This is a genomic window from Niveispirillum sp. GW835-FHT14G11 (genome assembly GCF_058793615.1).
On record NZ_JBXAFZ010000030.1, the window covers coordinates 1 to 26,650 of the forward strand.

General features: G+C 60.7%; 19 protein-coding genes. 6 read left to right on the forward strand and 13 right to left on the reverse strand.

Features of this window, described 5'->3' with window-relative positions:
• A partial coding sequence (locus AC1Q7F_RS31065; protein ID WP_492512425.1) for an IS630 family transposase occupies nucleotides 1–574 on the forward strand: 574 nt, incomplete at its 5' end.
• Here AC1Q7F_RS31065 and AC1Q7F_RS31070 read toward each other — a convergent pair.
• The 8 genes from AC1Q7F_RS31070 to AC1Q7F_RS31105 form a co-directional block, all read right to left on the reverse strand.
• The gene (locus AC1Q7F_RS31070; protein ID WP_492512426.1) at nucleotides 534–974 is read right to left on the reverse strand and encodes a hypothetical protein; all 441 of its coding nucleotides are present in this window, start codon (nucleotides 972–974) and stop codon (nucleotides 534–536) included. The two genes, AC1Q7F_RS31065 and AC1Q7F_RS31070, sit on opposite strands and share 41 nt — an antisense overlap.
• Before the next feature lie 44 nt (nucleotides 975–1,018).
• The gene (locus AC1Q7F_RS31075) at nucleotides 1,019–3,118 is read right to left on the reverse strand and encodes a UvrD-helicase domain-containing protein (protein ID WP_492512427.1); all 2,100 of its coding nucleotides are present in this window, start codon (nucleotides 3,116–3,118) and stop codon (nucleotides 1,019–1,021) included.
• A gap of 34 nt (nucleotides 3,119–3,152) precedes the next feature.
• Nucleotides 3,153–4,697, reverse strand: coding sequence for an AlbA family DNA-binding domain-containing protein (locus AC1Q7F_RS31080; protein ID WP_492512428.1), 1,545 nt, complete (start codon nucleotides 4,695–4,697; stop codon nucleotides 3,153–3,155).
• 18 nt (nucleotides 4,698–4,715) lie between these two features.
• A complete protein-coding gene (locus AC1Q7F_RS31085) occupies nucleotides 4,716–7,736 on the reverse strand; it encodes a site-specific DNA-methyltransferase (RefSeq protein WP_492512429.1) in 3,021 nt (1,006 codons plus the stop codon).
• Nucleotides 7,736–9,613 (reverse strand): GmrSD restriction endonuclease domain-containing protein, encoded by a 1,878-nt coding sequence (locus AC1Q7F_RS31090; protein WP_492512430.1) that lies wholly within the window; start codon nucleotides 9,611–9,613, stop codon nucleotides 7,736–7,738. Before AC1Q7F_RS31090 ends, AC1Q7F_RS31085 begins: the two co-directional genes overlap by 1 nt.
• The gene (locus tag AC1Q7F_RS31095; RefSeq protein ID WP_492512431.1) at nucleotides 9,613–12,633 is read right to left on the reverse strand and encodes a BPTD_3080 family restriction endonuclease; all 3,021 of its coding nucleotides are present in this window, start codon (nucleotides 12,631–12,633) and stop codon (nucleotides 9,613–9,615) included. The genes AC1Q7F_RS31090 and AC1Q7F_RS31095 overlap by 1 nt, the downstream gene beginning before the upstream one ends.
• 200 nt (nucleotides 12,634–12,833) lie before the next feature.
• Nucleotides 12,834–13,355, reverse strand: a complete 522-nt coding sequence (locus AC1Q7F_RS31100) for a hypothetical protein (RefSeq protein ID WP_492512432.1) — start codon at nucleotides 13,353–13,355, stop codon at nucleotides 12,834–12,836.
• Complete coding sequence (locus AC1Q7F_RS31105; protein ID WP_492512433.1) at nucleotides 13,355–14,107, reverse strand: hypothetical protein; 753 nt, start codon at nucleotides 14,105–14,107, stop codon at nucleotides 13,355–13,357. The genes AC1Q7F_RS31100 and AC1Q7F_RS31105 overlap by 1 nt, the downstream gene beginning before the upstream one ends.
• Before the next feature lie 235 nt (nucleotides 14,108–14,342).
• Between AC1Q7F_RS31105 and AC1Q7F_RS31110 the strand changes: the two genes are divergently transcribed.
• Complete coding sequence (locus AC1Q7F_RS31110; protein ID WP_492512434.1) at nucleotides 14,343–15,551, forward strand: IS256 family transposase; 1,209 nt, start codon at nucleotides 14,343–14,345, stop codon at nucleotides 15,549–15,551.
• A gap of 559 nt (nucleotides 15,552–16,110) precedes the next feature.
• Entirely contained in the window at nucleotides 16,111–17,223 is a 1,113-nt protein-coding gene (locus tag AC1Q7F_RS31115) for a site-specific integrase (RefSeq protein ID WP_492512435.1), read from the forward strand.
• 95 nt (nucleotides 17,224–17,318) lie between these two features.
• Here the strand turns inward: AC1Q7F_RS31115 and AC1Q7F_RS31120 are convergent, their stop codons facing one another.
• The 5 genes from AC1Q7F_RS31120 to AC1Q7F_RS31140 all read right to left on the reverse strand — a co-directional run bounded on the left by AC1Q7F_RS31120 (nucleotide 17,319) and on the right by AC1Q7F_RS31140 (nucleotide 22,821).
• The gene (locus AC1Q7F_RS31120; RefSeq protein WP_492512436.1) at nucleotides 17,319–18,071 is read right to left on the reverse strand and encodes a hypothetical protein; all 753 of its coding nucleotides are present in this window, start codon (nucleotides 18,069–18,071) and stop codon (nucleotides 17,319–17,321) included.
• A 5-nt stretch (nucleotides 18,072–18,076) separates the two neighbouring features.
• On the reverse strand, nucleotides 18,077–18,880 hold the full coding sequence (locus AC1Q7F_RS31125) for a hypothetical protein (protein WP_492512437.1): 804 nt from the start codon (nucleotides 18,878–18,880) through the stop codon (nucleotides 18,077–18,079).
• A gap of 88 nt (nucleotides 18,881–18,968) precedes the next feature.
• On the reverse strand, nucleotides 18,969–19,769 hold the full coding sequence (locus AC1Q7F_RS31130; RefSeq protein ID WP_492512438.1) for a hypothetical protein: 801 nt from the start codon (nucleotides 19,767–19,769) through the stop codon (nucleotides 18,969–18,971).
• Between the two features lie 134 nt (nucleotides 19,770–19,903).
• Nucleotides 19,904–21,985 carry a matrixin family metalloprotease gene (locus AC1Q7F_RS31135; RefSeq protein WP_492512439.1) on the reverse strand — a complete coding sequence of 694 codons (2,082 nt, stop codon included), beginning with the start codon at nucleotides 21,983–21,985 and terminating at the stop codon, nucleotides 19,904–19,906.
• A gap of 518 nt (nucleotides 21,986–22,503) precedes the next feature.
• Nucleotides 22,504–22,821 carry a helix-turn-helix domain-containing protein gene (locus tag AC1Q7F_RS31140; protein ID WP_492512440.1) on the reverse strand — a complete coding sequence of 106 codons (318 nt, stop codon included), beginning with the start codon at nucleotides 22,819–22,821 and terminating at the stop codon, nucleotides 22,504–22,506.
• Nucleotides 22,822–22,995: 174 nt separating this feature from the next.
• Between AC1Q7F_RS31140 and AC1Q7F_RS31145 the strand changes: the two genes are divergently transcribed.
• The 3 genes from AC1Q7F_RS31145 to AC1Q7F_RS31155 all read left to right on the forward strand — a co-directional run bounded on the left by AC1Q7F_RS31145 (nucleotide 22,996) and on the right by AC1Q7F_RS31155 (nucleotide 26,617).
• On the forward strand, nucleotides 22,996–23,721 hold the full coding sequence (locus AC1Q7F_RS31145) for a hypothetical protein (RefSeq protein ID WP_492512441.1): 726 nt from the start codon (nucleotides 22,996–22,998) through the stop codon (nucleotides 23,719–23,721).
• A 332-nt stretch (nucleotides 23,722–24,053) separates the two neighbouring features.
• Nucleotides 24,054–26,105: an AAA family ATPase gene (locus AC1Q7F_RS31150; protein ID WP_492512442.1), complete on the forward strand. Its 2,052-nt coding sequence runs from the start codon at nucleotides 24,054–24,056 to the stop codon at nucleotides 26,103–26,105.
• 323 nt (nucleotides 26,106–26,428) lie between these two features.
• On the forward strand, nucleotides 26,429–26,617 hold the full coding sequence (locus tag AC1Q7F_RS31155) for a hypothetical protein (protein ID WP_492512443.1): 189 nt from the start codon (nucleotides 26,429–26,431) through the stop codon (nucleotides 26,615–26,617).
• Nucleotides 26,618–26,650: the final 33 nt, after the last annotated feature.

Consider the following 26,650-nt stretch of genomic DNA (forward strand, 5'->3'; position numbering starts at 1 on the left):
CCGCGCTATCGCGCTTACGCAAAGACTCCCAGCTACCGACCACCAAACACAAGGCGGCTCACACCGGACGCGTACGGACGAGGCCCGTGTCGGCCAGAAGAACAAGATCACCCGGCGCTGGGCCAAGTGCGGAACCCGCCCCGCAGCACCCCACGATCAGCGCACCAAGTCGGCCTATATCTTCGGCGCCATCTGCCCCGAGCGCGGCGTCGGTGCCGCCCTCGTCATGCCTCGCTGCGATACAAAGGCCATGCAATGGCATCTGGATGAAATCGCCTCCCAGGTGGCACCCGGCGCCCACGCCGTGCTCATGATGGATCGGGCGGGGTGGCACACAACCGACAAACTGGCCGTGCCTGCCAACATCACAATTCTACCGCTGCCGCCCCAATCCCCCGAACTCAATCCAGTCGAGAACATCTGGCAGTTCATCCGCGACAACTGGCTATCCAACCGGGTCTTCGAATCCTACGACCAGATCGTCGCCCTCTGCTGCCACGCCTGGAACCGTCGCATCAATCAGCCTTGGAAAATCATCTCCATTGGCCACCGTCAGTGGGCACATGGGTTCTGATCAGTGCAAATTGGTATAAGCTCAACAGGAACTCGCGACCCTGGGCGGAACGGCGCAATTCACGTTTCCAGAACCCGAGCCCTTTGGTTGTCAATTCCTTCGCCGTCTGCCACCCGTAACGGGCACCCAGTTTCAGGAAAACCGGCTCCCATGCCCACGGATTACCGTCATAAAAACGTCGCCACCATTCCGCCGCAAAGAGGCAGAAAAGTGCGGCAAGATGGCTTTCCACCCGACTATGGTCGATACGCGCGGCGGTCAAGCGATCCGACAGGGACACCAGTTCGGCATCGGTGCAGCGGTAAGCGTAAAGTGGCCGCCCGTCCGGGGCGCTTAGGCCGCGTTGAGCCAGAAATTCACTGCTCAGCCACCGCATGGCGAGAAAGTCGGCCTGGCTCAAGTTCCTCTCTCCCTTCGGCTGATTGACTGTCACATAAGGCTGGATCAAGACTCCATCAGGTCGGCCAGAAACTCCGACCCCGGCTCGATCCCGGTGATGCAGACATGGTCGCGTGCGCGGGTGCAGGCGACGTAGAGCAGATGCCGCTCCGTGTCGAAAATCTCGTCCAGCTCGGATTCTTCACCGGCGGAAGAGATACGTTCCTGAAGCGGAATGACTTCATCGTCGCAGGCCATGACGGACACGGCCTTGAACTCAAGGCCCTTGGCCAGATGCATGGTGCCGACGGCAATCCGGCCAGCATCCCCATCGCCACGGTCCTGCAACGTGATCCAGGGATATCCTGATTTCTTCACAGCCGACTTCGCCCGGTCCAATTGATCGGACGTACGGACAAAGATGCCAACCTCCTCCGGCGCTATTCCCTTGGCCACGACGTCGCTGATCCAGGCCGCGACATAGGCGATCTCATCGTCTGCCGTATCGAACAGACCGACATCCGGCTCCGGCCCATCAAAGACGGAAATAGTGCCCTTGCGCTGATCTTCCACCCCATCGACATCGCGCACATGGGCGGGCAGCAGAAGGTCGGCACGTCGGCGGATCTGGTGCGAGGTGCGGTAATTGACCTTCAATGTCCATGATCGCCCGCGGACATCCACCCCCTGCGACAGCCAGGAAAAGGGCTGCTGGAAGATCCGCTGGCCCAGGTCGCCAGCAAAGAAAAGGTTGTCCGAGCCATTGGGCACCAGCGCCGCCAGGAAGCGGAGCTGCGGGATGCTGATATCCTGCGCCTCGTCAATCACCGCCGCCGTAAAAGGCTTCTTCTCTCGGCCCCGATGATACTCGGCCACCCGCGCCACCGCCTCTGCCCAGGTGACAACGTTGCGCGCCTTGAGTATGGCCTGAGCCTGCTCAAACAGCGCCCACAACGCCTCGCGCTGATTGCCGCCAATCCGGGTGCGTCGGCCCAACCGGGAGACATCGCGATAGGCTTCCCAGGTGCGAAGCTGCCAGGCATCGACAACGTGCCGCCATTCATTCATCAGGAAACGGTGGGCAAAGCGGGTTTCCCCGCGTTCCTGCGTGGCCGTCTTGATCGCGGTTTCAACCTGGGAGGCGGAAGCGATATTGGGCGTGATGCCAAACGCCTCCTCAAACAACCCATGGGCGACGCCGTCCACATAGGTGACAGTGATGCGCGCCGCCGTGGCGCTATCTTCCCCCAACAATCGCGACAACTTCGCCTTCAGGGCATGGGCCAGCGTCTTGGAGAAAGTGGCCAGCAGCACGCGTGCATCGTCGGAGCGGCGGGCCAGATGCACAGCGCGGTGCAACGCTACCACCGTCTTGCCGGTACCGGCGGACCCGGTGACGCGTGCCGGCCCGCCGAAGCGCCGTTCCACCAGGTCCCGCTGACTGGGGTGCAGAAAGACCGTCCATTTGTCCCAGGGATAATCCAGCGCCTGGCGCAGTTCATCCTGGTTGGTGACCGTGCGGAACCGGCGTTGGGCATCCGGGTGGGCGAAGGGGTCGGATGCAGGCGGAGCCACCACAGGCAAGGTCGGCTGCCCGCCAACCGCCAGTTCCAGCAAGGCCTCCATCGCCTCCTGCGGCAGATGCCCTTCCAGGTCGAACAGCCCATCCTCGTCCGTCTGACGCACCCAATCCAGCCAGTCGGGCGGCACACCGAAGCGCAGCAACGTCGCATCGTCCAGATGGTCGAAGATGCCGCGCACCGGGGCAACCGGTGGGGTGAGCGTGCCCTGTCGCGGACGACCGCCCGAACCGCTGAACGCCCCCTCCTCCACCACATGGTGGATGAATTCCACGAACTGGGCGGCGCCTGTGGTCGGGTGCGCCTCAATCCGCCGCTTCTCCGCCCAGAGATAGGCGTCGTCATGGTGGGCGGCATAACAGAGCAGGAAATTACCATCGGTCTTGTGAACGACGATCCGCAGATCGTCATTCACCCGCACAGTCCAGAAATGCAGATCGCGCGACCGTTCCACCCGATGGAACTTCAGGCCCGGTGCCGATGGGTCGATCTGCAGGTCAAAGGCCGTCGTCTTGGCAGCCTTCTGCTCCTTCACCGGCAGACGGGCGAGGCTTTGGGTGAAGCTTTCGGCGATACGGAATTCCATCATACAACTTCCTAGCTCACCTCGGCGATGAACTTCAGCCTTCAGAACCTCTGATGATCTGCTGATGCCAGACTACATCCACATAGGCAATGGCATATGATAAATTCCCAATCTCCTTAGAATTCAACGGCATGTCCAGACAGTGAGCAAGAGTAGGAAGAATAAAATCTGGGTTAACTTCTCCAACTTTCAGCGTCATAGCGGCCTTGGAAAATTTTACCGCCGCAGCTGCGTCTCCTGGCTTCGCCAACGTTCCGTCAAGAATTTGTGACCGTTCTGGTTCCGCTGAAGCATCACTAACCAGTCTCGCAACAGATGGAATCTCAAGTTTCTTAATTCGATCAATCACGCTTTGCAGATGTGATTTGCGATTATCCTGTTCTGCCTGAAGAAGACCAATTGCATCTGAAATTTCCAATCCAGCTTGTCGGATGAAATAATATACAGGTAGCCAAGTCTTTGTAGAATGCGCTAATCTTGTAATGTACATATTGGGATTTCGGACTCTTGATCTATTTACAAATTCATGTTGAACGTCCAAATCGGTAAGATGCTCTTTGACCACGACGGTATCGACGTCTTCCAACTGCGTCAGGGAAATGGGCTTCATATCTCCGACCAGCCGCATGGTCGGTGCTCCTTCACGGTCGGTGAAGTGCCCCTCCGCAACGAACTTCAATTTAGGAATCAGCGATTCATCGATGAGGAATTTACCTGCGTAGCCGGAAACCTCACCCCGCACCGTATCCAGGACGGCAACATTCTCCACACCAGATGCCTCAATTTGCCTGAAGATGTTCGCCCAACGCTTCTCTGTAACTTTCGTGCGCTCATCCAGTATATTGGTCAACTCCGAGTACTTTATTCGACGCGTTTCGCTTGGATATCGATAATATATATCTGCCTCTTTTAACTCCTTTCCATCTACCTTCGTACAAATGACTGGCTTTTTCTCTGACTCTCTAACATATATTACAAGTATTGACTTGCCGGCGATAGTATATTCCGCCTTCTCCCAGACTGGTGCCGGAACGAATATGTCCACCATGTATCTGTTGAGGTCCGCACCGTCGAAGCGGCTGATCGTGTTTGCGTCCAGTCCGACGATCTTCTTGTCCGAATCACGAATACCAAACAGCAGAAAGCCACCCCGGCAATTGGCAAAACCGGCAATTGTTCGAGCATAATCTGCCCTGCCATCACCTCTTCTGTGGAAAGCCTCCTTGCACTCAACAGCCGTCTCATCGACGTAGAGAATATCGACCGTCCCGTCCTTCAACCGGAATAAGTTGCGAAGATTGACTTGGTGCAGAGGGTTTTGGGCCATGAACCCGTCCCGCGCCTCTACCGGCGACTTGAAAGTTCGCAGGTAAACCTCAACTTGTTGTCGAGTGGCCGGCGGCACATCGCCATGACACTGGCCCTTCTCAATCTCCGCAAGCCGCCATGGGTTTACGGTGCGCTCCGGCCGGGTAAAATAGGAAACGATCTGGTCTTTGGTCAGCGTTCCCTCAGCCAGCATGGCTTTGATCAACGCTGCCTCCCAGTCTTCTATTCCGCGCGCACCCTTCTTTTCCATGGCGACTCCAGTCCCACGCTATACCCGATAAACCTTCATCACCTCATCCCCAAAGTGGTTTATCACCTTCACCGCAATGCGACCAGAGGTCGGTCGCGGGAAGGGGCGGGAGATGTCGCGGTAGAGGCTTTCCCAGGCTTCTTCGTCGATCTCTGCCTTCAACGTCGTCTTCAGCGACTTGTACGGGTCCTGCGCACCCAGGAAATAGGCGTGGCGAACGAAGAAACTCTCCTCGTCATAGTCGGTGTCGATGAACCAGGCGGCGATGTCGTCGGTGCCGCCGGCGCGGACTTCGCCCTTTTGCGGGTCGAAAATGTCCAGGCCCAGGATGCGGACGCGCAAATCGCCATCGTCGGTCTTCTGGATCTCGATATCCGGTTCGCCGAACACGACGAACAGGTTGCCGGAGCCGGTGTTCTTCAGATCATCGGCCATGTGCAGGTCGGGGTTCATGCGGGCGCGCACGATCTGCAACGGGCCCATCTTGGCCAGTTCCGAGGCATGGGCATCGAAATTGAAGGCGCAGGCGATCAGCAGTTCGAAGCCCGCATCCTTCGCCTCCCGCGCGGCGGCGGTCAGGTCGGGGCGGGAGACGGTGCCGAATTCCGGGCCGATGAAGATGGCCGCGCGCCGTTCCCGGTCGCCTTCCATATAGCGGCCATCGGCGGCGACATATTCGCCGGGCCAGGGGATGATGCTGGTAAAACTGATGCGGTCCTTCTTGTCGCCCTGATGCACGCCACTGGTCTTCAGATGGTCCAGCACCACGGTGGTGAAATCCGTCTCCTCCCACTTGTGCGGGGATTTCTGGCGGGCGGGTGCAGAGGTGCGGCGGGGCGTGGGCAGACCGGCGTCAACCGCGTCGGCGGCGACCAGATCGTCCCACAATTCCTCCTCATCCGCGGGCAGCACGCGGTGGGGGGACAGGCTTTCCACGGTGAAGGGGCCGGCCACGCGCGCACGCGCCGGGTCGTCATAGGGCTTGTCGTAGAGATATTCCTGTTCCGCCTTGTCGGCGATGGATTTGTCGACCTCCCGCTGCCGGTTGATGCGCGCCTCCCACCATTGCCCATGCAGGGCGATGGTGGCCGGGTCTGTCCAGGGCTCGTCGGGGAATTCCGGCAGATTGTCCGCCCGATAATCGCGTTTCAGCAGGGCGTTCAGCTTTTTCAACTGCGCCGCCACCGACGCCCCTTCCGCCCGGCGTTTCAGGATGGTGGCGTGCAGGGTCTGCGCCGCCTCCGGCCAGGGGTCGGCGGCGCGACGGGGGATTTCCCATTCCTGCCATTCCTGGTTTCGGCCCAGGGCCGCGTTCAGGTCGCGGCGCAGCGGTTCCAGAACCTGCTGCCATTCATCCCAGATCACGTCGATCTGAGTGTTGTTGGCGATGGATTTCAGGGTGATGTGGGGGACGCGGCGATAGACGAAGCCCTGGCGGATATCGCCATATGTGGCCCGCTGCACCGGCACGGTGCCCGCCACCTCCGCCTCCTTCACCAACCCTTCCGGCGTGTCGGTCAGATAGTAATAGGGATAACGCGCGCCCATCAGCCGGGCACGGGCCAGCGCCAGGGCCACCCGCGAGGTGTCGATGGTGATCCACCGCCGCCCCCATTGTTCGGCGACATAGGCCGTCGTGCCCGATCCGCAGGTGGGATCAAGCACGAGGTCACCGGGGTCGGTGGCCATCAGGAGACAGCGTTCTATGACTTTCGCTGCCGTCTGGACCACGTATGTTTTATCTTCGGAGCGACTTGAGAATTTGACATCCGACCAAATATTGGAAATCGGTCTAACAGGAAAATCGGCAATAAACCGAACGTAACTCAGCATCCTACCGCGTCTCTCGATCCGCTTCGCCTTTATGAGCCGCGGAAACCCTTCCAATCCGGTTTTCCAATACCCGGTAATTGGCCTAAACGTTTCCCCCTCAAACTCCACCGGAAAACTTCCTGGTGGGCGTTGAGAAACAATATTATCTTGCCTATAGACACGGAAATCATCGGGAAGATTTTGCCGATCAGAAAGCTCATCCGGCAACAATTTTCTTCTTAAGCCTTCTACATCCACTTTGTTATATTCCGCGGCGCCGGGATCACCCAACTTATCGATCCAGATCGGTCGAAATTTGCTTTTAAGAGATTCTACACTCTTGCTGTACCAAACAATATGATCGCAAACATTCGGTAGAAGTAGGTCCTCTTGAGCCGAGGTTTTCGCCACTGTTACCTGAGAAACAAAATTATCCTCTCCAAAAATCTCATCCATCATCGCTCGCACGCGATGGACATTCTCATCCCCAATCTGGACAAAGACTGAGCCGCTTTCCGTCAGCAGGTCGCGCGCCACCGTCAAGCGGTCGCGCAGATAGGTCATGTAGGAATGGATGCCGTCTTTCCAGGTGTCGCGGAAGGCCTTCACCTGTTCCGGCTCACGGCTGATCTGGTCGATCTTGCCGTCCTTCACATCGCGGGACCGGGTTGACACCTGCCAGTTGGAATTGAACTTGATGCCATAGGGCGGGTCGAAATAGATGGCCTGCACCTGACCCCGCAGCCCCTCCTTCTCCGCCAGCGAGGCCATGACCTGCAAACTGTCGCCCAGGACCATGCGGTTGGCCCAGTGCTTGTCATGCTGGTAGAATTCCAGCTTGGCTTCCTCGTCCGGCAAGCCGTTGAAGTCACTGAAGAAATCGAACTGTGCGCCCACGGCCCCGCTATCCGCCGCCGCGCTGTGCCGGCGCAGATCGTCGATGATGGCCTGGGGATGGATCTTTTCCTGGATATAGATGGGCGGGGCCTGCACCACCAGGTCGGACCAATCCTGCTGATCCTTGCCACGCCAGACCATTTGCGGGTCCAGATCGGGGTTGCGCGGACGGGTCGTGCCGGGTTCCAACGGCGTTTCGCGCGCATAGGTGACGGGCTTGGGTGCCGCCTCCTCCGGCTCAACAAAGCTCTGCTGTTCGGCCGTCGGGATATTCTTCCGCGTCGCCTGCTTATGGGTCAGGCTGTCGACGTCCTTACCGTTGCGCGCCATCACGCGATCTCCGCTTCAATCAAATTGCTCATGTCGTCGGCCCCGTCATCCTGTCCGGCGACATCCTCTTCGACCTCATCGGCCCCTTGTTCTTCGACCACGGCCTTGCCCAGGGCATCCGCGACAATCCCCGCCAGCGCCGCAATACGGGCATTGAAGAAGGCCTGGAAATCATCATTGCGCAGGTGCGCGGGTTCGATCAGGTGGGATCGCAGGATGTCGTCCAGCGCGTCGGACGTCAGCCCCTGCTGCTGTTCGATCCGCCGCAGATAGACCGAGGGCGCATGACCCTGGATGGCACTGTTCGATGCCTTCGACAGAGGGGTCTTGTTGACGATTGAATTGAAGATGTCGGGCGCGATGCCCTGCTTCTTACACCAGTCCTGGGGAAAGATATGGTGAATGTCGATGCTGTCTTTGGCGAAGGTCATCAATTCCGTGGGGCGCCCCGTGATGAAGTCACGGCAACCGGCCCGCATGACCAGTGCATGCAGCCCCTTGTACGCGGCCGACAGGCGGGTACGCAGGGACCGCAGACGGTCACGCTGGAACAAGGCCTCGTCCAGCGATCGCGGATGCGGGCCGGAACCGGACAACCACTCCACCAGTTCCGGCACATCGCGAGCCAGCCGTGATTCCGTGCTGGCGCCGTAAAGCTCGCCCAGCGTGATCGACCAGAACCAGCGCGACAGCTTCTCCTTCGCCGCCACGGTCAGCGCCGATTTGCCCAGGATGGCGAAGGTGGCGGCCAGGCCCACGGTCAGGGCCGGATAGGGCACGTCCTTGTGCCAGATGATCTTATGTTCGTTCAGGAAGCCGGCCGCTTCAATGAAGCCCTTTTCCACCGCATCGGCATGGGCCTGATAGGCCTGCAGGGGCAGGCCCAGCAGGGCATCGCGCTTGCAACTGACCTGGGGCAGTTCGTTGATCTCGATCCTGCCCTTGTCCCGCATCAGCTCCGCCGCGCGGGCAAGGCGCTGCTGGCGGGTGTGCAGCAGGGTGCAGGCTTGCAGGAAATCCGTGCTGGCAACCTGGGTCACCACATCGCGGCGGTTCGGCGCGCCGATGATCCGACCGCGCCGCGCCGCCCAGTCTTCCCGCAGGTTGGCGCCGCTGCCGGCATAGATGGCGGTGACCAGCTCGAAGGCATCCAGCTTCTTGCCGCCGACATTCACCTTCTCGAACACCAGACAGATGGCTTCGCGGCTGTTGCGCTTGTCCAGGCGGATGATCGGCATCTTGTAGCGTGTCACAGGCTCGACCACGCCCCGGTCGAAATCCCGCTCAAGATCGGATACGTCGCGCCCCCGCGCCCGCCAATAATCGCGCCAGTCATAGAACCAGTTGCGGCTGTCGAAGATCTGGTTCAAGGGGAAGGCATCATTCTGGAACTGCCCTTCCGGCGTGGACAGATCGGTGGCGATGTCGCGGCCGAAATTGCGGCGAATGATCTTGTCAGCGGGGGTGCCGATGATCGTGTCCTCGAAGTCAGCACCACCCGCCACGGCCTTCCCGATGTCGATGAAGTAGTAGCGTTCGACCATCGTTCCCTTCGGCGTGCGCGTGCGGACCGGCTCGGTCGACCGCGTCGCCTGATAGAGGGAAGTGATGCGCTGCTGTCCATCCAGCAGCAGTTCGGACGGGCCAACCTGCTTCGCCGGCACGCCGGCCAGCAGGCGGGGCTTGAACGCCACCTCACCGCCGGTCTCCAGGGTCAGCAGGGCACCAACCGGAAATCCCTTGGCGACGGACGCGATCAGGCTGCGCACATCCGCATCGTTCCAGACATAGTCGCGCTGGAACTCCGGCAATTGCAGCCGACCGTCCTCGACATGGCGCAGGATATCCTTCAGATCCTCTCTCGTGGCGTCGAACATCAGGCGGCCTTGGTCAAAAGGTGGGACTGGATCAGTTCAGCAAAGCGCTGTTCGATCTCGAACACATGGTGGAACTCGGCAAAGCCCCAGCGGCCATAGCGGCCCAGATTGTTCACGCCGGGCACCCAGAGGTTATTCATCGTCTCCGCCTTCAACTGCGCATCGCCGCGGCGGTAACCCTTGATCTCCACGATCAGGTTCAGGGGCACCGGCCCGCCATCGTCGATGCGCAGGATGAAGTCGGGGATGTACCGGCGGGGCGTGTGGCCATCACGGTAGGGCACCTCAAAACCCAGGCCCTGGTTCTTTACATAGGACAGCACACGGGGGTGCGCCTCTGCCACGCGGGCGAACTCCGCCTCCCAACCGCTGTCGCAGACGACCAGATTGACATGGCTATGCCGGGGGCTGGTTTCCCAGCGGTCTTCCTTGCTGGTGGTGAAATTGACGAAGCGGCTGGAACCGGTGGGGTTATAGGGGTCCAGGATCGCCTTGATGCGGCGCTCCCCCTCCAGTCCGGCCTGACAGGCCAGATAGATACGCTCTGCTGCCTGATCGGCCATTTCCTGATACATCAACTGCGCCGGGAAGGTGCCACCTGCACATTTCAGATACCCATTGTCCAGCCACTGCTTGGTGATGCGTTTCAAGGGGCCGAACAGGTGCAGCTTCGGCTCCTCCCCCGGATCGCGGAAATGCTTGAACAGCAAATGCTTGGCAAGGTTATAAGCGATGGTACTGGGCCGGACCGATTGCAGATGGTCGACATTCAGCGTCACCCCCTCGCCCACGATCCCTTCCAGCAGCACCGAACAGGGGCCAACCAGTTCCGGCGTCAGGTACAGGGTGGAGTTCTCCGTGAAGGTGGCCGACAGCCGATCATTGGGCAGTTCGACACGGTAGCCCTCCACACGGGGATAGGTGATCTCCAGCCCAGCCCGTTCCTTCATGGCGAAGACCCGTACCGTTTCCCGCGGGGTGGCGGGCTTGGCGATGACGGGCTTGGCCGTGAAGTTGAAGGGGATGCCCAGCACGTCAGCATATTCAGGATTGAACAGGCCCTGGTCATTCAGTTCGTAGGACTGGCGGCGCAGGGCGCGGCCAACCACCTGTTCACACAGAAGTTGGGTGCCGAAGGCACGCAGGCCCAGGATGTGGGTGACAGTGTTCGTATCCCAGCCTTCGGTCAGCATGGAGACGGAGACGACACAGCGGATCTGCTCGCCCAGGCGGCCCTTGCGGCCCACCGTATTCATCACTTCGCGCAGCAGGTCCTTGTCGGTCAGCTTGTCAGCGGCACCGGCACCGTCACGCTGCACCTTCTCCCGCTTGAACTGATCGATTTCCTCGGCCGCGGCGGCGCGGAATTCCGGGTCCAGTGCCCCGTCGGATTCCAGTTCCTCACTGTCGATCAACAAGGTACGCATGCGCGGCAGGCGGTTTCCATAGTCATCGTAGTTACGGAAATGCTCCAACCGGCCCTGGTTGAACTGGGTGTTCCCGTTCTCATCCTGTCGCGTCCAGCCGGAGATGAATTCGTACACCAGCTTGGAAGACGACGTGTTGTTGCAGACGATGATGAAGACCGGCGGCACGCCGATGCCCTTCTCCTCCCACAACTGGAACACCTTGGTGTAATGGCCATAGAGGGCCTCCAAGGCAGTTTGAAGTTCGGACCGCAGACTGCGGGGGTCCAAGTCGGCCCCGCGGGACTTCTTCGGCATTTTCTTGCCGATATGCTCCCACAGGTTCCGGTAAACCGGCATCTCCCCCGTCGGCAGGTTGTCGGCGACGGGAACGCGGGGCAGCTTGACGATGCCGCATTCAATGGCATCCATCAGCGAGAAGTCGCTGACCGTCCATGGGAACAGCGTCCCTTCGGCATAGCCGGAGCCACGCAGGAAGAAGGGGGTGGCCGACAGATCATAGACAGCGCGGACACCCAACTGCCGTTTCACTATTTCGATCCCGGTGATCCAGAGACGGGCCGCCTCGTTGTTCTTGTCGGCCTCCTTCTTCTCGTCACCGGTCAGCTTGGTCGCATCGCCCGGCCTTTCCCGATAGCAATGGTGCGCCTCGTCATTCAGCACGACGATGTTCTTGAGACCCATCAGGTCGGGCATAACGCGCTGAAGCATCTGCCCTTCGGTCTCGGTAGTGTTCAGCTCACCATCCCGGCCCTTCAGCAGGGCGCGCCCGAGCTTGGACACATCCATCCGTTCACGCAGCTTGAATGCGTGATAGTTGGTGATGACGATCTTGGCCTTGTCGATATCCGGCAGCATGTCGGCCGGCACCAGCTCCCGGTTCTTATAATAGCTGTCGGGGTCATTGGGCTGCAGGACACGCAGGCGGTCCTTGATGGTGATGCCGGGGGCGACCAGAAGGAACCCCTTGCTGAACCGCCTGCTGTTGGGATGACGGACGGCGTTCACCGTCTGCCAGGCGATCAGCATCGCCATGACGGTCGTCTTGCCGCTCCCCGTCGCCATCTTCATAGCCAGGCGCAGCAGCTCCGGGTTGGCCTGCTGATTGGCGCCTTCGACATGCGACAGATACTTTTTGTACTGGGAAACGGTTGGGGCGACCTCAGTCAACCAGATGATGGTCTCCACCGCCTCAACCTGACAGAAGAAGGGACGAACGCTGGCGAACTCATGGCTGCGCCAGTGCTGCAGCAATCTGGCCGTGGCTGGTGTCACCTTCCAGTCGGCCGAATTTGGCAGATCACGCCAGGATGCAACGTGCTGTCGGATCTCATTGATGATCGGGGTCGGGTTGTATTCGATGTCAGACGTGGAAAGCCCGTGCTGATCAGCGAAGACAAATCCGGACTGGTCCGCTGGAGTGGACTTTCCTTTCCGTTTCGGCTTCGGAACAGGCGTCATCAGTTCCGAACGGCGACGTCCGGCGATTGGCGGGTTGTCGGTGGGCTGTCCGTCCGAATCAAGATGATGATGGAAACGCGGAACCTCGTATGGCGAATTGAGAATCGGCTGCTCAAAAAAACGCTCGCTCATCAACTCTCCCCCGGGTCCCGCCCTCAAATCCAGCCGCAGCCCTCGCGCGACCGTTGGACACTAATCAATGATCAGGGGGAGGGTACTCACCAATCGGCATCAAATCCAGCGGCCCGGCAACCGGAGATGCAATTCCCGATAGATGCATTCTATGGTATGCAGGGGAGCGATAATGCGCCTGAAATGAGGAGGTTATCGACTTACAGCGCAAGCTGCCCCTGAGCTTCCTCCGGTGGCGAAGGCAGTTCCCAACTGCTGATGGCCGTCAGCCCTGCCTTCCGGGCCAGGGCGACTAAAGCCTGGTCGTCGGCGTAAAGGGTTGTCGCACGTTCCGTCAAGGCAATGGCGGCAACCTGGCGGTCAATCTTCACCTTCTGCCAGGGGGCAGACGAACCTGCTTTCTTGTCGCCCGCTGCCTTGGCGTCAGCCGTCATAGCGGCAGTCTCTACGGCGGCCTTCAAATCATAAGGCAGGATGGCAAAGCGGGACGTTCCGGTCAGGATCGACAGCCATTTCGGCCCCGCCTCGCCGGCATGCACAAGCACCTCCGCCAAAGCCGGGGTGGGAATGCCGATGGTTTCCCTCTGCTTGGACAGGCCACCGATGAGAAGTTCCACTCGCTGCTTCGCCCCCGCGAGCTTCTGACCCGTGGTCGGATCCAGCGGTACATCCACGTCGGGATCGAGCAGGAGCAGCAGGAAATTGGCGTCGAAGATGACCATCACTGCATCCTGTCGGCCTCGCCGCGCAGGTCGGCAAGGATCGCAAGCGGCTGTTCAACCGACCGCCAACCGCTGACGCCGGCCTGTCGCAGTCGAGCGACGACGTCCAGCAGCGTATCGTCATCCATCGTCTCGAGGGCGTGAATAATGAAGTCCACCATTCGCCAGGTGCCACCCGGCAGGCGCTGCCACCGCGCCTGACCGCTGACGCGCACGGGTGTCGCAAAAAGATGGGGTGCAAGCTCTCGTGCTATGACGCGGTTGGCATGGCAAATATGGACATGCCCCTCCACCCCTGATTCTCGCAAATGGACGGGCACAACGTCTCCCAGACCGCCGATTTTAACCAGTTCGCCTTGTAATGTTCCAGCCTGCGTGAAGGCGGGGTAGTCAGGTGGCTTGGAACAAGGACGGTCCCGGCCAGGGAAGAATAGGACTGTCGCCTTCTCGCCATCAATCAGGTTGCCGATGGCATTGTCGTTGGCCAGCATCCGGTCCAAAGCTTCAAAAGCACGCGATACGTCTGGCGGTGAGTCACCCTTCCCCAAGCCAGCGATGCGGATGTCTACGGCGGGTCGGGCAGCATTGTCGATCTTATGGACGAGTTCCAAGCTGCCGACGTCAAGGCGCACGAAATGAACGCTCTCCTCATTGCCGAGGAGCGCTGCGAGTGCCGCCATGTACTCCGCCAACCGCGCCATGGGGATGGTATCGGGGCGGAAGGCGTCGATCTTGAACCGCAACTCGTCCAAAGGTGCCTCCATTTCCTGATGATTATATGGGCGAGCAAGCGGCGTCCACCATAGTTGTGAGACGACCGCCGGTCAGTGCCGCGTTAACGTCCACGGTGGTGGTGGAAATTCACTGACCGGCTTTTGGTGGGGCATGCCCCACCAAAAGCCGGTTGCGGCGCTGGAAGGGGTGGTCATTGGCCGGATCGGCTAGAGTGGAGTTGCAACACTTCCTCAAGCACCAAGGACCCAACCAATGACCGATGACAATATGGCACTGGCCGATCTTCTCCAGAAGGCCGGCGAGGGTGATTTTTTGCGCACGCTGGCGGAAACGGTATTGCAGATGTTGATGGAAGCCGACGTTGACGGCCATATCGGGGCCGGGCGTCATGAACGCCATCCCGACCGGCTGAACTACCGCAATGGCTACCGGGACCGGGCGCTGGACACGCGGCTGGGGACGTTGAACCTGCGCATCCCCAAGATGCGGCAGGGCAGCTATTTCCCGCCCTTCCTGGAGGCCCGCAAGACCAGCGAGAAGGCCCTGGTGGCGGTGATCCAGGAAGCCTGGATCGGTGGCGTCTCCACCCGGCGCGTCGATGAGCTGGTGCAGGCCATGGGCCTGTCGGGCATATCGAAATCAACGGTGTCCAAGCTGTGCCGGGACATCGACGAGAGGGTCAACGCCTTCCTGGACCGCAGGTTGGACGGCGATTGGCCCTATCTGTGGCTGGACGCCACCTACCTCAAACAGCGCCAGGGCGGGCGCATCGTCTCCGTCGCTGCCATAATCGCCGTGGCCGCCAATACCGAAGGCAAGCGCGAGATCATCGGCCTGCATATCGGACCCTCGGAGGCCGAGATCTTCTGGAGCGATTTCCTGAAGTCCCTCAAGAACCGCGGCCTGAAAGGCGTGAAACTGGTCATCTCCGACGCCCATGAGGGGCTGAAGGCCGCCATCACTCGCGTCATGGGTGCAACCTGGCAGCGCTGCCGCGTCCATTGGATGCGCAATGCCCTGGCTTATGTCACCAAGGGCCAGAACTCCATGGCCGCCGCCGCCCTGCGTCAGGCATTCCTCCAGCCCGACGCCGAGGACGCCCACAAAACGTTCCGCCATGTCGCCGACCAGATGCGCGACCGATGGCCCAAGCTCGCGGCTTTCATGGATGCCAGCGAGCATGACGTGCTGGCCTATATGGGCTTTCCCGCCCAGCACCGCACAAAGCTGCATTCAACCAACACGCTGGAACGGCTGAACAAGGAGGTCAAACGCCGCGCCGACGTCGCCGGCATCTTTCCCAACGAGCCCGCCATCATCCGCCTGATCGGTGCAGACCTGCTCGAACAGAATGACGAGTGGCAAACACAAAACCGATACATGCAGGTCGAGGCCATGGCCGAGATATCAGCCCCTACCGAAAACACTCAAACCTTCAATTTGCCACAAAAGGCCGCCTGACTATTGGCCACCTCATACGCCAAGCAATTTTACACCACCTTGACGGACGCGATCAGTGCCGCGGAAAAGGGCACCACCACCCCCATGCCCTTGGCCCTCCGACGTGGCAAGGCCTGGGCCCGCTTCATATATCTATCAGACTTGTCCTTGAAGCAGCCACGAGAGCGCGCCCAGAAGACCCCAGGAACGGGAAACGAGGTCAAGACCATTTTCTGCAAAAGGGCGTGCTTTCGCTTCCTGGCGGCTTCCAGGACGCTTATCGGGGCAAGTTCAGAGCCTCCCGGGGGCGTATTTAGAACCGCGGGGGTTGGGTCCAGCATCCGCCAAAAAAGATGCACGGCCAAGAATCTTGGGGACTGTTCGTATGGCCGAAACCCGAACAGATGGGAACGCGGGGGCCACAATACCGCGACCCCCGAACCCGTCCGCGGAGGGGGGAAACTGGCTGGGCAACACGTTTCTACGCGTGCGGAACATCGCGTTTCTGCGCATGCAGAGCATCGCGTTTCCACGCAGACGGCCAGCGCTCCCAATTTGCGGAACAACGTAGGGGAAATTGATGAGCCCCGTCAATATGAGCCTTATCAGACGACACCAGAACCTCCAGGCTCGCCGCTCCAAGTTGAAGAGCTCGGGCCTGCTGATGCCACGAACCATCAAGAAGTATGAAGCCGATGCTGAGAGGCTTCGGACCCGCCTCGCTTCGATCCCGAAGGACCAGCCCTTGCGCAAACGGCTGATGACGGTCTTCACTGAAAATGCGAGCCGTCCGTCGTATGCCCGTGAGCTCCGTGCGGCGATGAAATATTCCATCATCGCCAAGCTGGACGAGAACCTCGCGAAGGCGTGGACCGCTATCGAAGCTGGCGATGCCCGGGCCGCCATCTCTGCTTTGGAAGAAGGAGAGCAAGGATGCCGCTGGGCGGAGGCAATCGAGCGGATGATCGCGGAAGATGACTGGAACCTCCCAAATCTGAGACCCCGCAAATCGAAAGCCGCCGTCCTCGCGCAATTGCCGGCCGGGTGGAGGGAAACGCTGCTCGAACACTTGAAGGGCAACGAGCATCGGTTCTGGCAAGCCGTAGGCGTGCTGGCCTGCACGGGGTGCCGGCCGGAGGAAGTGCGACTAAAGCTGGAGATCAAAACGCTGGATGCCGGCGCGGTGTGGTTCACCATCACCAGTGCAAAAGCTGGGAAGCACCGCCTCCGCCAAATTTTCATCCTCAAGGGGGATCACTTTTTCGATCTCGCGATGGACTTGGCCCGCGCCAATCAGATCATCGGACCTGGAGGCAGCGGGGACAAATTGCCGGCCCGCCTGGGTGATAGCGTCACCAGGGCATGCAAGAAGCTATTCCCGAAAACCAAGGACAACGTCTCACCTTACTGTCTCAGGCATCAACTGAGTGCAGATTTGAAAGCGAGCGGCTTCAGTCCCGAACATATCGCCATGGCCCTAGGCCATACGAACATCAACACGCAGTCGACCTACGGCAAGACACGCAACGGCAATGGAGGACGCCGCATCATTATCGAAACCGAAATTCTGGTCCGAGGTGTCCTCAAGGCCCACCGTTTCGCCACGCCGGCTGCCCTCGAGGCACGGCCTGAACTCTGCCAGGTCCCTCCGGATAACGACCCGACCCCGGAGGATGACGGGCCGTCGTTCTGACCATGCCAGGGCGGTGGCATGAAGGTCACGAATGATGGAGTCACCTTCATGCCACCACAACGGGCTCCCCGCGACATCGCCGCCGGGAGCTGGGATCACATCTCGGCCAGGACGTTGCCCTCGCGGTCCACAAGCCGGATCTTGACGATCTCGGCCTTCACGATCGTATCGCCCAGCTCCGCGCTTGACGCGAAGAAATAGACCTGCGTGCTCATGTTGTTGGAATACAGGCCCGCCCGCAGGGCTTCGATCTTCCTGGCCTGGGCTTCATCGGTCACCACGATATGCTTGAACTGCTCGGAGTTTGCGAAGTTCAGCTTGTAGCTGTATCCCGCCCCCTGGAAATAGACTTGGGACGTCGGATCGACGAACGCCTGGTGGCGGAACGACTGGGTCGCAAAGTCGTACTTGTCGAGCACCCCGCCGACCGTCATGTAATAATACTTGTTCCCCCGCGCTTTCTCGACCTCCGCGTCGATCCCCTGCCTCAGCGCCTGCATCAGATCGCGCCTGCGGAACTCGTCACTGGTGCCGGCGTATTCGGGTGAGACCACGGCGGCGACCTTCTGATAGTCGATGGGCAGCGTGCTGACCGCCAGATAGGCGAACATCAACCCCCGGCCGCCGGCCAGCTTCTGGTAGCTGGCGAGGGGCGTGGATCTGTCCGCCAGTGGCACCGCGGCGGCCGCCTTCTCTTTCACGGCCTCCTGGGCTTTCGCGACGGAAGTGGCGTCGGCGATGTTCGCGGGCGCCGTGTCCGCTGCCTTCGGGGCTGCCTCCTCCTTGGAGCAGCCCGGCAGGACGAGAGCGGTGCCGAGCAGGAGCGCGGCAATGCGATTGGTCTTCATGAGGCTCAAACCTTTGCGTTGGCGGCAAGGAAGTTGCGGACGCCGAAGATGGCGAGGCCGATCGCGACGATGGCGGCGACGTAAGAGCCGGAGCCCAGGGAGACAGCCTTCATGGCCATGTCCATCATCTGCGCGGCCATCTTGTCGGCCATGGCGGCAGCTTCCGCCCCGCCGAAGCTTCCGGCCAGGCCGCGCGCCTTCCCGATGCCGGCTTGGATGGAGAAGTAGACCTGGAGGGCAACGACGAGGATCAGCAGGAGCGGGGCCGCGTAGCCGATCTGCAGGTACCTGTTCGGATGGAAATGCGGCGCCAGCGGCGCCAGCAGGGCAGCGATCATCAACAGTCCCCAGAGGCCTGCGCCTTGGTGGTCCAGGCTTTTCAGCGAGTCCAGGGCCGTCCCGTTGTGGACCATCTTCATCACCTCGTGGAAGGTGATGCTTTCTTCGTACGTGGCGGTCACCTGTACCGCCACGGCCGGCATGAGCAGCCAGGCGACAGCCAGCAGGCCCACCGCCACCAGGGTGGGGATGCCCACCTTGGCCACGACCATCCCCGCATACTTCCGGCCGTGGGCGCTGGCGGCCTCCAGCGCGATCCGGCCCTGCTCCTTCGCCAGCGTGGCGTCGTCCACTGCGGCGACGCCCGTGACCTCGCCGTCTGGCCCCAGTTCCACGTCCACAACGCCGCCAACCTTCGGCGGAGTGGCGGAGCGCCAATGCCGTTCCAGCGTGAAGGACTTCTGGGCGCCGTCGATGGAGACGATCCCCGGTCCGGCGTTGGTGTCCCTGAGAATTCGGCCTCGCTTCACTTTTCCCTCCGGTTGCTGATCGCTTGGCGGGCGGCCCGCTGTCCGTCATGGTCCGCCCTGATTGCTCGGATTTGCCGGTGCCCCGGCGTCAGAACGGGTTCTCGGAGGGCTTCGCCTTTTCCAGTGCCTCCGACTGCACGCGCCCCGCGTTCTCGCTGATGTACGCGGCGTCGGCCTGGGCGGCGAGGTCGCGCCGCCGGAAGTCGTCGACGATGTGCTCCATCTGGATCACCCTGCCGCGCGCCACCTGCATCTTGATGCGCATCAGCACATCCACGTTCGGCTGGTCGTTGGGCCGCATGTCGTAGGCGTAGCCGTAGCTGACACTGTCCCCACACTGGATTTCCCGGCCGCCCACGAACGACTGGCAGTCCGAGAGCTTTCCGTCCTTAAAGCGCCACCAGTAGGTGTTCCAGGTCTTCCCGATATCCATGTAGAAGTGGGAGAACTTCCCAAACCCGCTCATGGTGAAATTGTGCATGTCGACGACGTCCGGCGCCTGCAGGATGTCTGTGATGTGATGCCAGGTCAGCGTGCGGCGCACGGCGATCAACTGGTTGCCGCTGCCTGGACCGGAAAAGTTGGCCTCGATCTCCTCGCGCGGCGTCGCCGCGTCCTTGGTGAAGATCAGCGTGAGCACGAACGCAGGCGATTTCCAGATCCGGACGGTGCCCGTGGACAGCTGGGATTCGTCGACTCGCGTCTCCTTGAGACCCAGCTTGGCGGCGATGGCCCGCACCTGGGCGGGCGACATGCCGGGGTGGATACCCGAAACCTCGACCTTGTGGCCGTCGATCACCGGAGCGGGCGGCGGGATGTCGGCCGCGCGCGCGGTGGCCGCTGTCAGCAGCACCGTCACGGCGGCAGCGATCATGAAGGATGCGCGCATAAGGCACCTCTACGAATTCAAGGCGTGGAAGAGATGTGGCCGTGGATAACCGGGGCCGCCGGCGTCATGTCGGCGACCAGCACGACCCTTGTTGCCAGGAGCGCCATCGCCATTTCCGCATCGCGCTGAAATCTTCAGCCGAAATAGGTCCATTCCCAGGCCATGTCGGCTGTGGCGGTGATCGCCCGCCCCTCGACGAGGCCATATGCCATGGCGTGGACGAACGGATTGACACCGGCGGTCTTCACATCGGGATTGGCGTCCAGGTAGGCGAAGAGATCAAACAAAGCCGATGGATCACGGCCTTCCCGCCAGCCGAAATTGATGAAGTGCGACCAGGCATCGATGCCGGCCGCCTTCACATCGGTGTTCTTGGCGAGATAGTAGGCGGCATCGAACAGCGGGGTGAAGGCCCGGCCCTCCGCCTTGCCATAGGCCAGGAAATGGGCATAGCCGGTGGCGAGGCCACCGGCCTCGACGGCCTGGGCAACGTCGGGATTGGCCGCAAGATAGAAGGTCTCGTCATAGAACGGATTGGCGGCCGTATCGATGGCTGCCCGGCCTTCGGCCTGGCCCCACCGCACCCAATGCTCCATGCCGCTCGCCAGAGCGTTGGCCTTCACGGCGGCGGCGACGTCGGGATGTCGCGACAGATAGAACCCCTCATCGAAGCTGCCGATCTTCGCCGACAGGGTGGCGGAGCTGTTCAGCAGCACCTGACCGTTCTTAAGGATAAAGACCTCGACGCCGGTATAGGTGTCCGAGCCGCCTTGGCCGGTCACGGTCATTCGCCCCGCTGAAAATGTGAAGGTAAAGTCCGACTTCACGCCGTTGAGCCCGGCGATGTCGATGCCCAGGCCACCATCGACCATGTTGGCGCCGCTGCCGGCGACGACGCGGTCGTTGCCCAGCCCCAGGACAAGGCGGTCGTCACCGGCTCCACCCCAGATGCTGTCATTCCCACCGTTGCCAATGATCTCGTTGGCAACAGCGTTCCCGTTAATCCTGTCGTTGCCGTCGCCACCCTTCAGGTTTTCAATGATGCCGATAATTGCGAGGTTGTTGATGCCCCGGTAGGTTACTCCGTCGGTTTCCCAGCCTCGCGGCGTATTGATCAACCTTTCCGATTCGGTCATACGCATATTGATTGACGAGACCGACTCCCCGGTCAGGTCGATACTCGATTGCATCGAATTGGAGGACAGGTCGATCGTGTCGGTGCCTCCGGCGTCGTAGATGATGGCATTGAACCCCGATTTCTCATCCCATGAGTAGGTGTCGCTCCCGGCCCTGTAGGCAGGGTTCGCACCATACAAGTGTTGGAGGGACAGGATGTCCAGGACACCGAGGGTATCGACGTCGGTCCGAAGGTACGTTCCGTTGGCAATGCCATAGTTCGCCTGGTCGTTGGTGCCCCAGAAGCCCATTGCCGACATGAACTTGCTCTGCCCGGACGACGGCAACGTGATGTACCCGTCGGTCGTGTGCTGCAATCCCAACGCATGCCCGATTTCATGCCGAATTACGGCAGCCAGCGACGCACGCTCCCTGGCGTCAAGCCCGCCGCTCGCATATCCATCAGCCCATGAACGGTCGATGTAGACATCTCCAGATTCCAGGAAATAGTCCACTTTGCTGATCAGCTGATCTGGGAAACTGGTCGTCGCAAGAGCTGATGGATAATACCCTCTGCCGAAGACGTTCATTTCGGTGATCGCAAATGACAGGGTCTTGCCTTCGATGCTGGAAGACTCGACGAATTTGATCCCCGTGACATCGGAGACCTTTTGCAGCTCCTCAATCACGATTTTCTTTTCATCGTCGCTCATTGGACGAAAGCTGGAGCTGGCGCCCAGATCGTCTCCATCCTTGAAGTAAGGCGGCAGGACCGTGGCGAAGTGATAGTTAAGGGTTACCGGCGACCCAACCCCGATGTCGGAGTTCAAGGCCTGCGCATGGGTTAGGCCTTTGCCACCCAACAGATCGGAATTCCAACGGCTCAACCCATTGGGAAACGAGCCATCGCTTGCCTGAAATTTGCGATAGTCGAGCAAAGCCCGGAGATCGAAGTCACCGGTGCGCAGGATATTCGACGGATCTGGAGCTGCTTGGGGCGCGGTAGCGGCGTGGAGTTCACCTGCTGCGGCCGAGCCGGCGCAGCAGGGGCAGGTTACGGCATGGAACTCCAACGGCACGGTCATCGACGTGTCGGTCATCATGTCTCCCTATGCATGACAAGCGCAAACGACCGCAACCGGCTGGCGCCGGGCGGGTGATAACGCGGCACAGGGACACGCGCCCCACGTATTCCCCAGCGCTGGGAGCGACCCAACGCCGTGAGCGGGTGTTTTATTTCGTGGGCCGCCCGACAAAGCGGGATGCCCTGTGCAACGCGCTGATCGCGCACCATCGTCGGGTTATCACGCCCTCGGACAGCCCCATGATTATGGCATGGGCGACCCAGAACTGGAAACATCTATTGCTGTCGGACGGCATATGCATGTTGGTGTTTGGTCAGCCGGCATATATGCGACGACCAGCTTCGGCTACCGGCCGTTCCGGCAACTTGCAAAAGGCATTCTTCAAACCAATGGCACCCAAGTCGCTATGCGCTTCCTAACCGGATCAATGTTCCATGCCGGACATGGCCATGTGGGTCCTATGGCCTCAACGATATGATGCCGTAAATCGACATATTAGAAGCCAGCGTGGCGTTCACGCTGGCATCAATCCCTCACTGAGGATCATCATCAACAAGATCGCGGAGCGCTTGCGCGACCGCAGACGGAATCGGAACCTCACCGCTTTCGTATCTGGAGATTTGGCGGGTTCGCTTGCCCAGGTCCGAAGCCAGATCTTCTTGGGTGCGGCCAAGCTTCCGGCGTAGTTCCCGGAACTCTTCCCGCGGCATGGCGCCATCGACCTTGAGTGAAATAATCTCAAGTGCCCTGCGCACACGCGATTCCACTGCTTCGGTAAGGCCTTTTTCCGCAAGCACTTCCTTCAGGAGCAGGCTCGCCTCAGCGATACCATCCCAATTTGGACGTGCCATCTGCTTTTCCCCACCTGAATCCAAGCAGCCCGCACCTTAGCCGGATTTTTCACCTTCGCAAGGGTGATGCGCTTGACATACGCAAAAATATGCCTTAAATAAGTCTAGTCACATTAAGGCTGGTCTAAAAACGACCAGACCTTATTAAGTCATCCCACAACTGGAGATCCAACCATGACTGCTGAACCCTCTCTCCTGCCGCCCGCCGTCATGGACATGATGGCGAGGACGATCAAGCGCCTGCGCCATCTTCCCACCCATTCGGATCCGATCGTCCCTCCGTCGTATCTGCGCCCCTATTGCGTCATCACCTCCGCCGTGAGATCGGACGGCCAGTTGCTGGAGACGGCGCTCTCGTCGGCGCTGCAGGAGGTCCCGCACCTCAAGGTGATCCGGACGCCGTCCATCTTCATCCCTGCCGAGGTCGACCAGTACGTCAGCGGCGCCGTCAGCCGCGCGGCATTGCTCGCGTCCGATCTGCATTACACCGACGGCGTGGGACGTAAGATTTCGCCCGACATCATCGTCATCGACAGCGAACGTGGAGCCATCGACTTCGTGGAATTCAAAAGGGGCTTGGCCAAGAGCGATGCTGGGAAAACCAGGCAGACAGTCCGCGACCTCCAATGCATGCGCCTGATCGGCAAGAGCTTCGCCCGCAGTAAGCTGGGGGTGCAGATCAACGAGACCACGGCGGCCGTGTGCGCGATCCATGGGGCGTCGGCAGTCCCGCCGGATCTGCTGGTCACGCTCCGGGAACTGGAACTGCGCTACGGCGCCGATTTGATCAGCATCGTCGAGCGCACGTACAAGGAGTTCGGCCGGCGTTTGGACGAACTGCTGTTCGAGCAGACGCTGGAGGCCGATATGGCCAACTTGCTGGGTCTGGCCAAAGCCTGATCGTCCCAGTTGCACATATATATAGAGAGTACCTGCTGGGATCGAAGACACATCCGAGCCACTGACCTGATCCATTCGTTGCCATCATGTTGGCTTGGATCACCGTCATGCCGCGCTCCGCGTCAGCTTCTTGCGATCCCGCATTCATCCCACATTGCAGCTGCCTCTGGATCCGGGGCCGTCAGTCCGGCCAGACCGTCAGCAACACATCTCCATGCTGCCCCGATGACGGGCGCGGCAACGGGAGGGCTGCTGGCTGCGATGTCCCCTTTTTGAATGCTTCCGATCAGTCCTGCCATTGGCGGGGCCGTCTCCTATCCACAGCAGGAACCATGATGAAGACCGATCCGAAATCCATCCCAATTTCTCTCGGCGCCCTCCACCGAGCCCAACAGGCGCAGATGGAGGCCATCATCGACGCCACCGACGCGCAGCAGCCCGGAACGCCTGCCTTCAGGTCGGCCGATGATGCCGCCGCCTGGGTGATGCTCGACCGCGCCCTGGCCGCAGCGCCGGCCTTCACCCAGGCACTCGACCGGGGCGGCATGACCCTGGTCATCGAGGTCCCTGGTCCGGAATGGATGAGTCCCATCCGGCGGGTTCTTGCAGCTCATCTCGATGACCCAGCCCATCATGATGAAAAATATTCCGTCGACGAGTTGCTTGCTGCGCTGGGCGGAGACGACGAACCCAAGGAACCGACGCCTCAACCCGTCCGCCCGCGCTGGACTTGGCTTCCATGCGACAAGGACACTGTCCGGACGCAGAGCGCCGATCTGGAACAGGCCGTGAACGCCCTGACCAACGGGAACGGGGCCTTGGTGATTACCGCCAACGCCGCCTATGTCCCCCCCAGCCTGCTGGTTAGTGCCGACCACCGGCTGGTGGTTGATCGCCTGGATGGGGCGGCCCTGTCACTGGCGGCGCAGGTTTTGGGGTTTGACCGCCCGAAGCAGACGCTGCCGAGTACCTTGAGCAAGCTCCTCAGCCCGATCGATCTGCGCCTTGCACGCCGCCCGGACGAAGATGGCGACGACTGGATCGGACGGCTGCGCCTCATCGGCGAAGCACAGATGCAGGAAGGCCGCGACGACGGTCCGACGTTGCACGATCTGCATGGTATGGACAAGGCGAAGGAATGGGGGCTGGACCTTATCCAGGACCTGCAGGACTTCACCGCTGGCCAACTCGGCTGGCATGAGGTTGATCGTGGTTGCCTGCTCTACGGTCCGCCGGGTACCGGAAAGTCGAGCTATGCACGAGCGCTGGCGCGCACGGCAGGACTGCCCCTGATCACGGGGTCGCACGGACAATGGCAGGCTGCCGGACATCAGGGGCAGATGTTGCACGCCATGCGGAACACATTCGAGCAGGCGCGCGCGGCAGCGCCCTGCATTATGTTCATCGACGAGATCGACAGCTTTCCGGACCGGGCTTCGCTTTCCGGACGCAACCGTGACTACACGCTGCAGATCGTCAATGCCCTGCTGGAGTTGCTGGACGGGGCGATGAACCGTCCTGGCGTTGTGGTCTTGGCCGCCGCCAACGCGCTTAACCTGGATGCGGCACTGCTCCGGCCGGGAAGGTTGGACCGGGTCATCCCGGTGCCGCTGCCTGACGAAACCGCCTTGGCTGGTATCTTGCGCTTCCACCTCGGCCCCGACCATCTCCAAGATGTCGATCTTTCCCCGCTTGTTGCCGGGTTGACGGCATCGGGCGCCGATTGTGAATTCTGGGTCCGGTGTGCCAAGCGCCTGGCCCGCCGGGAAAGGCGCTCCATGTGCATTCAGGATCTGGCCGCCCAGATCCCGCGCCCGCCCGAGCTTCCTACCGACATCGCCCGTCGCATCGCTACCCATGAAGCTGGCCACGCGGTCCTGGCTGCGATCGAAATGCCCGGGCATATCCAGCATGTGCTGATGCGGGGTATGGATGCCGGTATGAGTTTCACTCCTAGCCGGATCTGCACGCAGGAGGAAATCCGGATCCATATCCGGGTTTTGCTGGCAGGTCAGGCAGCGGAGGAACTGTTGCTGGGCGCTATCAGCACTGGCTCCGGCGGCCCGAGGGATAGTGACTTGGCGCAGGCCACAGCCACGGCCACGTCGATGCTGGTGTCATTCGGCTTTGGTGAAACCCTCTTCTGGGCCGGCGAGGTCGATAGCAGCAACGTGCCGGCCTACTTGGCCACGGACGCCGATCTCGCGGGCAAGGTCGACTGGATCCTCAAGGCTGAACACAAGAAGGCTCTCACCCTTCTTCGCAGCAACATCGCCATCATCGAAAGGATCGCCGATTTGTTGCTGGAACGCGGAACCCTCGACGGCCGCGAGGTCGAACAGATCGTCAGCGAGATGATGTCGGGGGCCCAGGTGGTCGCCTGACCAACGAAGGGTGGCCGTTGCCACCGGTGAGGAAGGGGAGAACGGCGGCATCTCCTGGCGGCGATCGGCATGGCCTGTCGTTACGGATGCTTTCAGGAGCCGCAATGGTTTATGCGCTTCCATGACGGCTGGCACCAGCGGGGGCAGAGGCGGCATAAATGGTCAGGTTTCGGCATCCAGCCAAGCCCTAATCCAACATGCACAAGAAGCATGTTAGGCGACTGATTTTGGAATAGCGGACGCAGACTGTTCGCCTGCTGTAGACCCGCGCATGTGCCTGGGAGATAGGCGCGTGGTGTGCCTGTCGTCAGCCCAGGTGACACATGATCCATCTCCGTCTCAGCCCCCTTCCCCCTGCCAATGACAGCAACAAGATGCCGCTCAGCGCTCATGCCCACATCCTTGATCCCGCCATCCTGGTGGTGGCGGCCGCGCTGGGGCGCAAGATCGCCCGCGACCTGCTGTCCATGGCGACTTCAAATGACAAACATCCCCATTCCGACAAGGCGTGATAGCCTTCTAAAGGATGGCCACTCTCCCGCCCA

Excerpts from the sequence above, each read along its gene's own strand:
- AC1Q7F_RS31115 (WP_492512435.1), top strand. The coding sequence starts at position 16,111 with ATGAGCCCCGTCAATATGAGCCTTATCAGACGACACCAGAACCTCCAG.
- AC1Q7F_RS31135 (WP_492512439.1), bottom strand. The coding sequence starts at position 21,985 with ATGACCGACACGTCGATGACCGTGCCGTTGGAGTTCCATGCCGTAACC.
- AC1Q7F_RS31155 (WP_492512443.1), top strand. The coding sequence starts at position 26,429 with ATGATCCATCTCCGTCTCAGCCCCCTTCCCCCTGCCAATGACAGCAAC.
- AC1Q7F_RS31100 (WP_492512432.1), bottom strand. The coding sequence starts at position 13,355 with ATGGTCATCTTCGACGCCAATTTCCTGCTGCTCCTGCTCGATCCCGAC.
- AC1Q7F_RS31130 (WP_492512438.1), bottom strand. The coding sequence starts at position 19,769 with ATGCGCGCATCCTTCATGATCGCTGCCGCCGTGACGGTGCTGCTGACA.
- AC1Q7F_RS31095 (WP_492512431.1), bottom strand. The coding sequence starts at position 12,633 with ATGAGCGAGCGTTTTTTTGAGCAGCCGATTCTCAATTCGCCATACGAG.
- AC1Q7F_RS31120 (WP_492512436.1), bottom strand. The coding sequence starts at position 18,071 with ATGAAGACCAATCGCATTGCCGCGCTCCTGCTCGGCACCGCTCTCGTC.
- AC1Q7F_RS31090 (WP_492512430.1), bottom strand. The coding sequence starts at position 9,613 with ATGTTCGACGCCACGAGAGAGGATCTGAAGGATATCCTGCGCCATGTC.
- AC1Q7F_RS31110 (WP_492512434.1), top strand. The coding sequence starts at position 14,343 with ATGACCGATGACAATATGGCACTGGCCGATCTTCTCCAGAAGGCCGGC.
- AC1Q7F_RS31150 (WP_492512442.1), top strand. The coding sequence starts at position 24,054 with ATGATGAAGACCGATCCGAAATCCATCCCAATTTCTCTCGGCGCCCTC.
- AC1Q7F_RS31140 (WP_492512440.1), bottom strand. The coding sequence starts at position 22,821 with ATGGCACGTCCAAATTGGGATGGTATCGCTGAGGCGAGCCTGCTCCTG.
- AC1Q7F_RS31145 (WP_492512441.1), top strand. The coding sequence starts at position 22,996 with ATGACTGCTGAACCCTCTCTCCTGCCGCCCGCCGTCATGGACATGATG.
- AC1Q7F_RS31080 (WP_492512428.1), bottom strand. The coding sequence starts at position 4,697 with ATGGAAAAGAAGGGTGCGCGCGGAATAGAAGACTGGGAGGCAGCGTTG.
- AC1Q7F_RS31085 (WP_492512429.1), bottom strand. The coding sequence starts at position 7,736 with ATGGCGCGCAACGGTAAGGACGTCGACAGCCTGACCCATAAGCAGGCG.
- AC1Q7F_RS31075 (WP_492512427.1), bottom strand. The coding sequence starts at position 3,118 with ATGGAATTCCGTATCGCCGAAAGCTTCACCCAAAGCCTCGCCCGTCTG.